Raw genomic sequence first — 12,812 nt, 5'->3', positions numbered from 1 at the left:
TACATGGCAGTACAAACGAATGGAATCAATATTCTTGGAAAAATGGAGAATGGTTTTGATGAGATATTGACTCCGGAAGCTCTTGAATTCATTGAGAATCTGGAAAGGCACTTTGGATCAAGGCGAAAGGAATTGCTTGAGCAGCGTACCAAGCGCCAAGAAGAAATTGATAATGGTAAACTTCCAGACTTTTTGCCGGAGACAAAAAGTGTTCGTGAAGGTGATTGGACAATTGCACCTTTACCACAGGACCTGCAGGATAGAAGAGTTGAAATTACAGGACCTGTAGATCGGAAAATGGTGATTAATGCTTTAAATTCAGGCGCTAAATGCTTTATGGCTGATTTTGAAGACGCCAACTCCCCAACATGGAAAAACAATATTGAAGGCCATATTAATCTCCGCGATGCTGTAAACCGTACAATTACTTTTGAAAATCCAAACGGTAAAAAATATAAATTAAATGAAGAAACTGCTGTTCCCATCATTCGACCAAGAGGTTTTCATTTGGAAGAAAAAAATGTCACGTTGGAAGGACAGCCGATCTCCGGTGGACTTTTTGACTTTGGACTTTACTTCTTCCATAATGCAAAGACCTTACTCGAAAATGGAAGCGGTCCCTACTTTTACTTGCCTAAAATAGAGAGTCATCTGGAAGCACGCTTATGGAATGACGTCTTCGTTTATGCACAAAATCACCTAGGTATTCCACAAGGTTCCATTAAAGCAACTGTCCTCATTGAAACCATCCTTGCAGCATTTGAAATGGATGAAATTCTGTATGAATTGAAGGATCATTCAGCCGGTTTAAACTGTGGAAGATGGGATTATATTTTCAGCTATCTGAAGAAATTCAGAAACCATGATTCTATCATTCTACCGGATCGATCTGTTGTCACAATGGCTGTGCCATTCATGTCTGCCTATTCCCAGTTGGCCATTAAAACCTGCCATAAACGGAATGCACCAGCTATTGGCGGCATGGCTGCACAAATCCCGGTTAAAAATGATGAAAAAGCAAATGAAGAGGCCTTTGCCAAGGTAAAGGCTGATAAGGAACGCGAAGCGAAAAATGGCCATGATGGAACATGGGTCGCCCATCCTGCTCTTGTACCAGTGGCAAAGGAAGTATTTGACCACTATATGCCGAAGCCGAATCAAATCGATAAAAAGCGTGACGATGTTCAGGTTACAGCAACTGATCTCCTCGAGGTGCCAGAGGGCTCCATCACAGAGCAAGGTGTTCGGACTAATATTAATGTTGGAATTCAATATATAGAATCCTGGCTTAATGGAAGAGGTGCAGCACCGATTAATAATCTGATGGAGGATGCAGCTACTGCTGAAATCTCCCGAGCTCAAGTGTGGCAATGGTTACGTCATCCTAAAGGTGTATTGGATGATGGACGCAAGATTGATATGGAGATGTACAAAACATTAAAAGAAGAAGAGCTGCAAAAGATTAAACAGGATCTTGGTGAAGAACGTTTTGAGAATGGGCGTTTCACCGAAGCAGCAGAGCTTTTTGATAAATTGATTATCAGTGATGAGTATTATGACTTCTTGACTTTACCTGCCTACGAAATTCTATAAAACAAATCATTAGGTTTCATATAAAAGGAGGAAGTACAAAAGATGAGAGAAGAACTGATTAAACAAATAGAGGCTGAGTGGAAAGATGAAAGATGGGAAGGAATTGAACGTTCTTATACAGCAGAAGATGTATTAAAACTGCGTGGTTCCATGCAAATTGAACACACTTTAGCAAGAAGAGGTTCCGAAAAGCTTTGGAATTACCTTAAAACAGAGGATTATATTAATGCGCTAGGTGCATTAACAGGTAATCAGGCTGTCCAACAGGTAAAAGCAGGATTAAAAGCGATTTACTTAAGCGGATGGCAAGTTGCTGCAGATGCGAACCTTTCCGGAAATATGTATCCTGACCAATCTTTATACCCAGCCAATAGCGTACCGGCTGTCGTAAAACGTATAAACCAGGCGCTTCAACGTGCGGATCAAATCCACTACTCAGAAGGTAAAGAAGATATCGATTGGTTCCAACCGATTGTTGCTGATGCTGAAGCAGGCTTTGGCGGTCAGTTGAATTGTTTTGAACTGATGAAAGGCATGATTGAAGCAGGTGCAGCAGGTGTTCACTTTGAAGATCAGCTATCTTCTGAAAAGAAATGCGGCCATTTGGGCGGTAAAGTACTTCTTCCAACGCAAACAGCAGTGAAAAACCTAATTGCAGCTCGTCTTGCTGCAGACGTAATGGGTGTCCCAACTATTCTGATTGCCCGCACGGATGCGGATGCAGCTGACTTAATCACAAGTGATATTGATCCTACTGATAAGGAATTTATCACAGGTGAAAGAACTCCTGAAGGATTCTATCGTACGAAGGCAGGCATTGATCAAGCAATTGCACGGGGACTTTCTTATGCACCATACGCAGATTTAATCTGGTGTGAAACATCTGAGCCTAATCTTGAGGATGCGAAGAAATTTGCCGATGCCATCCATGAAAAATATCCAAATAAAATATTAGCCTATAACTGTTCACCATCCTTCAACTGGAAGAAAAAATTGGATGATGATACCATTGCAAACTTCCAAAAGGAAATCGCGAAAATGGGCTACAAATTCCAATTCGTTACACTTGCCGGATTCCATGCCCTGAATCATAGCATGTTTGAATTAGCAAGAGGATACAAAGAGCGCGGAATGGCTGCCTATTCTGAGCTGCAACAGAATGAATTTGCAAGCGAACAATACGGCTACACAGCAACAAGACACCAACGTGAAGTAGGAACTGGCTATTTTGATGAAGTAGCACAGGTTATTACTGGAGGAACTTCTTCTACAACGGCCCTAAAAGGTTCTACGGAAGAAGAGCAATTCCAAGAAGCCTAATATACAAAAGGAATCTGAAACTTATTCAGATTCCTTTTTTTATATTTGGAAAATGAATCTCCAAACTATTTGAATAACCGAAGTATTTTCGAGCTATTCTGCTGACAAAAAACAGGTCATAGGTGGAAAAAGGTTGAGTTATCTATCGGGTCTTTGAAAGAAATGTATAAGTGACTGGTCAAAGAAGGAAGATTGATTTATAAAAAGGTGTAGTATGTCGTATTTTATCAACAATTGAGATTAATGGATTTTTCAAATCACGACAAACTTTTCCCGGGCAATAATTCGGTGATCAGGGGAATAATTCCATCTTTCTTTATTTAATTGTCTATAAGCTAGTTTCTGTGGTTAATTCCGATTGCTTTAACGCGCGAAAGTTTGGTATTATCATAATAATTGTATTTGGAGCACGTAGCAAAATGGAGGTGTATGAAATGACTCGCATTTCAAAAGAAGAAGTAAATCATGTTGCTAATTTGTCAAGATTAGCTATTACAGAAGAAGAAACTGAAAGGTTACAAAAACAGTTGGATTCAATTATTACGTTTGCTGAACAATTGAATGAGTTAGATACTGAAAATATCGAACCTACTACACATGTTTTACATATGAAGAATGTCTTGAGAGAAGACAAGGCATCTAAAGGATTGCCTAGGGAAGAAGTACTGAAAAATGCTCCTGACCATCAAGATGGACAAATACGTGTACCGGGAATAATGGAGTAGTCAGGGAGGGAAAATCATGTCTTTATTTGATCGTAAAATAGCGGACTTGCATGAGTCGCTTCGTAAAAAGGAATTATCAGTAACAGATCTAGTTTCAGAATCCTTTTCTAAAATAAAAAAAGTTGAAGACAATGTAAATGCATTTCTAACATTAAATGAGGAAAATGCATACAAAGAAGCTGAAAAACTGGATGAACAGCTAGTTTCCGGAGAAATCGGCGGTCCTTTATTTGGAATGCCAATTGGAATTAAAGATAATATTGTAACTAAGAATCTTCGCACGACCTGTGCCAGCAAAATATTGGACAATTTTAACCCGATTTATGATGCAACAGTTGTGGAAAAGTTAAAACAAGAGCAAACCATCACAATTGGTAAGTTGAACATGGATGAATTCGCGATGGGTTCTTCCACAGAAAATTCAGGTTACAAAAAAACAGCTAATCCATGGGATTTAGAACGTGTGCCTGGAGGTTCTTCAGGTGGATCAGCGGCTGCGGTTGCGGCTGGTGAAGTCCCATTTAGCCTGGGGTCAGATACAGGCGGTTCTATCCGTCAACCGGCTTCCTTCTGTGGGGTTGTAGGGATGAAGCCGACATACGGACGTGTATCCCGTTATGGTTTAGTAGCATTTGCTTCTTCATTGGACCAAATTGGGCCGATTACACGTAATGTAGAGGATAATGCTTATTTATTAAATGCCATAGCCGGACTGGATCCAATGGACGGAACTTCAGCGCATATTGAGGTGCCAGATTTTACAAGGGCATTAACTGGTGATGTAAAGGGGCTTAGGATTGCTGTTCCGAAAGAATATCTTGGCGAAGGCGTGACTGAGGAAGTACGTCAGTCAGTCCTCGATTCATTGGCAGTTCTGGAGAAATTGGGAGCAACATATGAAGAGGTATCTCTGCCGCATTCTAAATATGCTCTATCAACGTATTATTTATTGTCTTCTTCTGAAGCATCTGCAAACCTTTCTCGTTTTGACGGTGTTCGTTATGGACATAGAACGGAAAACCCACAGAACTTGCTTGAAATGTATAAACAATCGAGAGCCGAGGGCTTTGGGGATGAAGTAAAAAGACGGATTATGCTTGGTACCTTTGCATTAAGCTCCGGTTACTATGATGCATACTACAAGAAAGCACAAAAAGTACGTACATTAATTAAACGGGATTTTGAAAACGTATTTGATCAGTATGATGTCATTGTAGGACCAACTACACCGACACCTGCATTTAAATTGGGTGAAAACACAAATGATCCGATGACGATGTATATGAATGATATTTTAACTATCCCTGTCAATCTTGCTGGAGTGCCGGGAATTTCCGTTCCTAATGGATTTAGTAAAGGCTTACCGCTTGGTTTACAAATTATTGGGAAGCATTTTGACGAAAGTACGGTTTATAAAGTTGCCCATGCCTATGAACAGGCAACAGATTTTCATAAACAAAAACCGTCTCTACAGGAGGTGGAGTAATTTGAAATACGAAACAGTCATTGGGCTTGAGGTCCATGTTGAATTAAAAACCGAATCAAAAATATTCTCCTCCTCTCCGAACCAATTTGGAGCGGAGCCTAATACGAATACATCCGTTATCGACTTAGGATATCCAGGTGTTTTACCGGTGTTGAATAAAAAAGCAGTTGAATATGCTATGAAAGCAGCAATGGCACTGAACTGTGAAGTGGCGACTGATACAAAATTTGATCGTAAAAACTATTTCTATCCGGATAATCCGAAAGCTTATCAAATTTCACAGTTTGATAAACCGATTGGTGAAAATGGTTGGATTGAAATTGAGGTAAATGGTGAGAAGAAAAAAATCGGAATTACTCGTCTTCATTTAGAAGAAGATGCCGGGAAATTGACACACACTGCTGATGGCTATTCTTTGTGTGATTATAACAGACAGGGAACACCGCTTATCGAGATTGTTTCTGAGCCGGATATTCGTACACCTGAGGAGGCGTATGCTTACCTTGATAAACTAAAAACGATAATTCAATACACAGGTGTGTCTGATTGTAAGATGGAAGAAGGAAGCTTACGCTGTGATGCGAATATTTCCTTACGCCCATATGGTCAGGAAGAGTTTGGTACGAAGACGGAATTGAAGAACTTAAACTCCTTCAACTTTGTTCGTAAAGGACTTGAGTTTGAACAACAAAGACAAGCGGAAGTACTGAATGAAGGCGGAGAAATCCAGCAGGAAACTCGCAGGTTTGATGAAGCGACAGGTGCTACCCTTTTGATGCGTGTTAAAGAGGGCTCTGATGATTATCGTTATTTCCCTGAACCAGATTTAGTTGAATTATATATCGATGATGAATGGAAAAGCCGTGTGCGTGCGGAAATTCCTGAATTGCCGGATGCAAGGATCAAGCGTTATACAGAAGATTTCGGACTGCCGGCATATGATGCGGGTGTGCTAACTGTTACAAGGGAAACAGCCGATTTCTTTGAAGCAACAACGGCTGCCGGTGCTGAACCTAAGCAGGCTTCCAACTGGATTATGGGTGAGCTTTCAGCTTACTTAAAAACGTCTCAAAAAGAACTGCATGACACGTTTCTTACTCCAGAAGGATTAGCTGGCTTAATCAAATTGATTACGGATGGTACAATCTCTTCGAAAATTGCTAAAACTGTATTTAAAGAATTAGTGGAGCATGGTGGAAATCCTGAAACGATTGTAAAGGAAAAAGGCCTTGTACAGATTTCTGATGAGGGAGCCTTACGTACAATCGTCACAGAAATATTGGATAAGAATCCTCAATCCATTGAGGACTTTAAAAATGGTAAGCAAAAAGCGGTTGGATTCCTTGTTGGACAAATGATGAAAGCAACAAAAGGGCAAGCCAATCCGCAAATGGTCAATAAATTGATCATGGAAGAGCTTCAAAAAAGATAAATGGTAACTGACAGCCTCCCTATATGTATGGGAGGCTTTTTAAGTATCACTGGAAAGCCAACAGTCTTTGTCGGCTTTTTTTAGGTTCCTCTCTGTCGGAAAGTTTGATATGGTAGATATATACATATTTTCAGATTAGTCAGTTATTTAGGTGTTAACAACTTTGGTAAGGTGGAGGTTTTTTTGATGAGTAGAAAGAATATACATGATAGAGAAAAGGGGTGAAAGGATTGAAGTATGAAAAGATGACGAAAACAAGTTACCTGATTGGGCTGCTCTTTGGGTTGAGCGCGATCATTTATTTTTTTGCGGCCAACTGGGGAGGAATGGACCGCTATGTGAAAATAGCATTAATCGTAATTTTAATGCTTTTATTTTACGGAGTAAGCTATGGCTTTTCAAAATGGAAGCAGCATCAGCAGGACGTAGGAGCCTGGATATTCTGGGGAGGATCAATCGCATTTGGAGTAGTGGTAGCACTTTTGGGGCAGGTATATAATTCACACGCTGATAGCTATACATTATTTTTAGTGTGGCTGATTCCCTCTGTTCTGTTAGCTGTGTTTACCCAATATCCGATATTTTTTGTTCAATCCTACATACTTTTGAATATAACGGTATACACGTATTTCTTTCCTTTAAATAGCTGGATTGATAGAAGTGATACAGAGCACACATTAATTCTTCTGGGAGTCATTATGTTAAACATTGCTTGTCTGTATGGCTTCTCAAAAAGAGGACCAAGGCTTATTTCTTATTTATCCAGCGCCTGGATTCAGTTATTATCTATTGAACTGACTATCCGGTGGACATCTATCTATTTATTTAATGAGGAGCATGCTTTTTCTTATATCGGGATCTTTGTCTATCTGGCAGTTGCCCTCATTTCGGGCTGGATTTTCTATGACTATATGAATAACAGACAGAATAAAGTAGTTATTGTCATTGTTTCTTTAGGAATTTCAATTAATCTCATAGCGCAGTTTATCATGGTTTCATCATGGATAAATGGATTCTTAGCATATTTTGTTGGGTTACTTATTGCAATCACCCTCATTATTTTGGGCTCTAAATGGCTGGCTAAATTCACTGCTTCCAAAACAAATGATGAAAATAACTTTCTCCCAACACTTATTAAGCTAGTCTTTGTTTTCCTGGCAGTTTTACTTTTATCCTCCTCTTTAATCGGTATGCTTTATTTGATTGGATTAGGTGAGGATATCGCATGGTTAATGGTGAGTATGGTCATTCTCGTTCCAATTGGTAGTCATATTGGCAGGGAGCATTCCATTCTTCGATACACAGTGATGTTGACGGGCTGGCTTATTTCATCTTCGATTCTGTGGTATCACTCAAGCGTTGTTCTAATCATCTATTTACTCCTGATTGGCTATACAACCTGGCGTGAAAGAGAGAGAATCATATACCCATTGGGTTTAGGTGGGACGATTTATGCAGTGGTACTTCTGCTCTATGAATTATTCTCAGGAATATCAGGTGAGTTGGTCGTCATACTACTGATTGCATTAGCCTTTGGACTTTACTTTTGGCTAAAAAATCCATATACAAAAGGATGGAACCTGGTTGCGATTCTGACACTTTGGCTCATTCTTACATTTTTCTCGGAAAACAGTGTGCTTTACTACCTTTACAATTTCAGTTATCTTTTCTTCCTGGTTTATTTTACATACCGTGTTGTACATAAAAGAAATCACTGGTTAGAGTATGCCGCTATTCTTTATCTGATCGGATACCTCGCTTATAAATACTATGATTTATTTTGGACACTGCTCCATAAGTCGATTACCTTTGCGATTGTAGGAGCAATATTCTTCTTTATAGCAATTTATCTGGATAAGAAAACAGAAAGAAACAATAGCACGGGGCGATTCGAATTTGTCCTAAGGAGTGTGCGTAAATGGGTACCAATTGTATTCGTTCAGCTAATCATCCTGATCGTGATTATTTTTCAGAAGGAAACGATCTTACGGAATGGGACAGATATTATCCTAAAAGTAGAGCCGGTTGACCCGCGTTCTATTATACAGGGGGATTATGTTCAATTATCCTATAATATTAGCCAGATAGATTCCGATGAACGTTATGATCGTGTATATGTGCTTGTGGAAAAGAATTCAAAAGGGATTTATCAAATGAAAGGGATATATGATACTATAGAAGAAGCTAAAAAAGAAAGAACAGATGACCATCAAGTGATTGTTACAGGAAAAGCAAATGGAAATACGATTACCTATGGCATTGAGAATTTTTTCATTGAAGAAGGCACGGGGATAGAAGTAGAACAGAATGCTAAATATGCAAATATAAAAGTCGGCAGTAATGGGGATGCCATTTTGATCAGTGTATCATCAAATCTGCCCGAAGATAAGTAAAATTAGCAATTGTTTTATCACGGATGTATAATAGTAGAGGTATTTTTTTTGACAGATATATTAACTCCGAATTTGTAATATAGGATGATGATTGATTATGAAAAAGGCAAGGATAATATACAATCCTACCTCCGGGAAAGAAGCATTTAAAAGACAGTTACCTGAGGTTTTGGAAATTTTAGAGAAGGCTGGATATGAAGCTTCCTGTCATGCAACTACTGGAGCGGGCGACGCGACAAGAGCGGCACAAATTGCTGTGGAAAGGCGCTATGACGTGGTTATTGCAGCGGGTGGAGATGGAACGATATATGAAGTGGTAAATGGATTGGCCGAACAGGAATACCGACCTAAATTGGGAATTATCCCAGTAGGTACCACAAATGATTTTGCTCGCGCTTTACGTATATCAACGAAATCGATACTTGAAGCTGCTGAAACTATTGCAGAAGGGCTTACGATTCCAATTGATATTGGAAAAATGGATAATCGTTATTTCATCAATATAGCAGCTGGTGGCCGCTTAACCGAGCTTTCATATGAAGTGCCAAGCAAGCTGAAAACCAGACTGGGACAGCTGGCCTATTATATGAAAGGGTTGGAAATGTTGCTTCCGTCTCTTAAGGCGACTCCGGTGTCAATAGAATATGACGGTAAACTGTTTGAAGGTGATGCAATGCTTTTCCTTGTTGCTAACACGAACTCAGTTGCTGGTTTTGAACGCTTAGCACCAGATGCTTCCCTCAATGATGGTATGTTTACGCTTTTAATTCTAAAGAAAATTAACCTGCCAGATTTTGTACGGATCGCAGCGTTGGCTTTACGAGGAGAGCATATTCATGATCCGTCTGTGATATATGTGAAGGCGAACCGCATTAAAGTACATTCATCCGAAAAGCTGCAGTTAAATTTAGATGGAGAGTTTGGCGGTTTGGCACCTGCTGAATTTGTTAACCTCTATCGTCATTTGGATGTATTCGTGCCGGAAAGCGTACACGAAAAGCAGAAAATAACAGATCGGCATATACTTGTTTCAGACGATGCCGTATTTGAGAAGCCAGATTTAAACCAACTTCTTTAAGAGGTTGGTTTTTTTATCCCGTTCAAACTAGCATAGACACCTCTATATTAAACGTAAGCAGAAGTTAAATTGGAAGATAAGCGCCAGCAGAACCCGAGTAGTCAATTACTCCTCAATGGGAGATGAATGAAAACCCGTTTGAGCAAAGTTTCACTTTATGGTAAAATCCATGGATTATCTGTCTGTCCTGTTTTATGATACAATCATGAGTACTCAATAAAAAATCGAGGTTAGCAAAGAATGACTGAAAAGAAAAAAGCGCCAATTCAAAAAAATGATTATATAGATGTTGTATTTGAAGATCTGACTCATGAAGGCTCCGGAGTTGCAAAAGTGGAAGGGTATCCTATTTTTGTTCCGTTTGGTTTACCGGGAGAAAAAGCCCGCATTAAAGTGACCAAAATTAATAAAGGCTATGCCTTTGGCCGCTTGATGGAGCTATTGGAAGAAAGTCCTGATCGAGTAGAGCCTCCCTGTCCAATTTATCGTCAGTGCGGAGGCTGCCAGCTTCAGCATTTATCCTATGAAGGCCAGCTGAAAGCAAAGGAAAAAATGGTTCGGGAAATTATGGCGAGAATCGGAAAACTGCCTGATGTACCGGTCCATCCAGTACTTGGTATGGAACAGCCATGGAACTATCGTAATAAAGCCCAAGTACCTGTTGGAGAAATGGAAGGCGGCTTAGTTGCCGGCTTTTATGCTAAACGTTCACATGAAATTATTAATATGGATGAATGTCTGATTCAGGTTTCAGAAAACGACGATACGATCCGCACAGTGAAGAATATTTGCGAAAAGTACCGTGTCCGTGCCTATGATGAACGGAATCATAAAGGATTGCTTCGTCATATTATGGTACGTCATGGACAAGTGACTGGTGAAATTATGGTTGTCCTTGTAACAAGAACACCTGAGCTCCCGCATGCGAGAGAAATCATCAAAGAGATTATTGATGCAGTTCCTGGGGTTAAATCCATTATTCAGAATGTGAATTCCTTGAAGACAAATGTTATTCTTGGGTCGAAAACAACAGTATTATGGGGAGCAGAAGTGATCTATGATTATATCGGTGATGTTAAATTTGCCATCTCTCCGCGTTCCTTCTATCAAGTGAATCCTACTCAGACGAAGGTTCTCTATGATAAGACGCTGGAGTATGCGAATCTATCAGGTAACGAAACGGTTATTGATGCTTATTGCGGAATCGGTACAATTTCCTTATTTTTAGCACAAAAAGCCAAAAAGGTATATGGAGTCGAAATCGTCCCAGAAGCAATCGAAGACGCCAAAAAGAACGCAGAACTAAACGGCATCACCAATGTCGACTTTTCGGTAGGCAGTGCTGAAACCGTCATCCCGGCCTGGTACGAAGAAGGAATCACAGCAGACGTATTAGTTGTCGATCCACCACGTAAAGGCTGTGACGAAAATCTCTTAAACACCATCGCAGAAATGAAGCCGAAAAAAGTCGTCTATGTTTCCTGCAACCCAGCAACATTGGCACGTGACTTAATGTATTTGGAGGAGCATGGATATCAAACGGTGGAAGTGCAGCCTGTGGATATGTTCCCGCAAACGATGCACGTGGAGTGTGTAGCAAAATTAGTATTGAAATAAGGCAGTGCCCCACAGGGCACTGCCTTATTATCCTTATTTTCATTCAGTTTTTTATCCAGATTCTTGTTAATGATTTAAAGATCTTCTAGTTCTTTGTTAACTAAATCTAGCTCTTCTTCCGATTCTTCGAACTTGATATCTCTGATAGGAACTTTGATTGTTTCATTTTCAATTAATTTGTTTATTTCGTCTTTTAAATGACCTTGCACTTTTTCTCTACCTGTTTGAATATTATCTCTAATTGTCTGCTCGATAACTGTGTTAGCTTGTTCATCATATATTTTTGCTTCATCATAGGAAGTCGGAGAGAGTATGGATTGTACCCAGCCTAAATTTTCATCAGATTCAACTAATTCTTTTGCGTAAAATGCAGTTAGTTGAGGCTCTTTAATTGTTAGTATCTTCTCTTTCTCATTGTATTCTACTGTTTTTTCATCAAACTCACCTTTATACCCCCATCTAACTATGGCCTTATATTTCAATTCAACTACCTTTTGCATTCCCATAACCTCGTTATAGAAAAAGTTCCCTTGTTTATCAACAGGTTTAATAGTAGTTGTCACTGGGTTACCTGCTATGTAAGTCTCTTTAACGATATCTTGTATAGCTCCAACCTCTAATTCAGTAATTTTATAGATGTCTTTCCCTAGTGGGGCTATAATCGTTTCTTTTGCTTCAGAGTCTCCGAAAAACACTAAAAATAATCCTACAAGAATTGCTGTAGAAGCTGCTCCAATAATAAATAATTTAACTTTAGGCACGATGTTCTTCCTTTCATAGATGTTTTTAAATTATAGTGAGCGGTGTTATTTTGTTGTGAAATATTTATTCTTAAAGGGAAGAAAATAAATAACAATGAAAAAAAGAAATGAAAGCTAGAATAAAAAAGGAAATATTTCCTATCTACTTAAGTAGTAGATTCAAACTGTAGGGATTTCTATATATTACTTGTAAGGTTCCTGCTAATGGCCATTCTGATTAAATGGATATGTTTGAACAAAAGAAGAGCTAGTAACTTTATTAAAGTGATAGTAGGAAGTATTGAGAACAACAAAAGAAAAAACCTAATCACCTTTACTATATTAGAATAATATAATTTCAAGCTTATGTGAATAAATAGACAAAAATATTTTTATATTTAATATATTTCGTTAATTATATTTAAATT

Annotated in this window: 9 protein-coding genes; 8 read left to right on the top strand and 1 reads right to left on the bottom strand. The window is 39.0% G+C overall.

From position 1 onward, the window contains the following. Positions 1-3 precede the first annotated feature (3 nt). The 8 genes from aceB (at position 4) to rlmD (ending at position 11,644) form a co-directional block, all read left to right on the top strand. Positions 4-1,593 (top strand): malate synthase A, encoded by a 1,590-nt coding sequence (gene aceB / locus A8L44_RS15710; protein ID WP_066108474.1) that lies wholly within the window; start codon positions 4-6, stop codon positions 1,591-1,593. A gap of 42 nt (positions 1,594-1,635) precedes the next feature. Further along, a complete protein-coding gene (gene aceA / locus A8L44_RS15705; RefSeq protein WP_066108470.1) occupies positions 1,636-2,913 on the top strand; it encodes an isocitrate lyase in 1,278 nt (425 codons plus the stop codon). A 434-nt stretch (positions 2,914-3,347) separates the two neighbouring features. Beyond that, positions 3,348-3,638: an Asp-tRNA(Asn)/Glu-tRNA(Gln) amidotransferase subunit GatC gene (gene gatC / locus A8L44_RS15700; RefSeq protein ID WP_066108467.1), complete on the top strand. Its 291-nt coding sequence runs from the start codon at positions 3,348-3,350 to the stop codon at positions 3,636-3,638. A gap of 16 nt (positions 3,639-3,654) precedes the next feature. Further along, on the top strand, positions 3,655-5,124 hold the full coding sequence (gene gatA, locus A8L44_RS15695; RefSeq protein ID WP_066108465.1) for an Asp-tRNA(Asn)/Glu-tRNA(Gln) amidotransferase subunit GatA: 1,470 nt from the start codon (positions 3,655-3,657) through the stop codon (positions 5,122-5,124). Between the two features lies 1 nt (position 5,125). Then, complete coding sequence (gene gatB, locus A8L44_RS15690) at positions 5,126-6,556, top strand: Asp-tRNA(Asn)/Glu-tRNA(Gln) amidotransferase subunit GatB (protein ID WP_066108463.1); 1,431 nt, start codon at positions 5,126-5,128, stop codon at positions 6,554-6,556. A gap of 230 nt (positions 6,557-6,786) precedes the next feature. Continuing rightward, positions 6,787-8,949: a GDYXXLXY domain-containing protein gene (locus A8L44_RS15685; RefSeq protein ID WP_066108460.1), complete on the top strand. Its 2,163-nt coding sequence runs from the start codon at positions 6,787-6,789 to the stop codon at positions 8,947-8,949. A 97-nt stretch (positions 8,950-9,046) separates the two neighbouring features. Further along, the gene (locus A8L44_RS15680; protein WP_066108453.1) at positions 9,047-10,027 is read left to right on the top strand and encodes a diacylglycerol kinase; all 981 of its coding nucleotides are present in this window, start codon (positions 9,047-9,049) and stop codon (positions 10,025-10,027) included. Positions 10,028-10,267: 240 nt separating this feature from the next. Further along, positions 10,268-11,644: a 23S rRNA (uracil(1939)-C(5))-methyltransferase RlmD gene (gene rlmD / locus A8L44_RS15675; protein ID WP_066108449.1), complete on the top strand. Its 1,377-nt coding sequence runs from the start codon at positions 10,268-10,270 to the stop codon at positions 11,642-11,644. A gap of 74 nt (positions 11,645-11,718) precedes the next feature. Here rlmD and A8L44_RS15670 read toward each other — a convergent pair whose 3' ends face one another. Beyond that, a complete protein-coding gene (locus A8L44_RS15670; RefSeq protein ID WP_066108446.1) occupies positions 11,719-12,405 on the bottom strand; it encodes a hypothetical protein in 687 nt (228 codons plus the stop codon). Positions 12,406-12,812: the final 407 nt, after the last annotated feature.

This window comes from Bacillus sp. FJAT-27986 (assembly GCF_001685035.1).
In the GTDB taxonomy this organism is placed as follows: Bacteria; Bacillota; Bacilli; order Bacillales; family Pradoshiaceae; genus Pradoshia.
Note: the sequence above shows the minus strand (reverse complement) of the source record. Positions and strands in the feature narration are given on the sequence as shown.

Coding starts and splice junctions, on each gene's coding strand:
- aceB (WP_066108474.1), top strand. CDS start 4: ATGGCAGTACAAACGAATGGAATCAATATTCTTGGAAAAATGGAGAAT.
- A8L44_RS15680 (WP_066108453.1), top strand. CDS start 9,047: ATGAAAAAGGCAAGGATAATATACAATCCTACCTCCGGGAAAGAAGCA.
- gatA (WP_066108465.1), top strand. CDS start 3,655: ATGTCTTTATTTGATCGTAAAATAGCGGACTTGCATGAGTCGCTTCGT.
- rlmD (WP_066108449.1), top strand. CDS start 10,268: ATGACTGAAAAGAAAAAAGCGCCAATTCAAAAAAATGATTATATAGAT.
- gatC (WP_066108467.1), top strand. CDS start 3,348: ATGACTCGCATTTCAAAAGAAGAAGTAAATCATGTTGCTAATTTGTCA.
- aceA (WP_066108470.1), top strand. CDS start 1,636: ATGAGAGAAGAACTGATTAAACAAATAGAGGCTGAGTGGAAAGATGAA.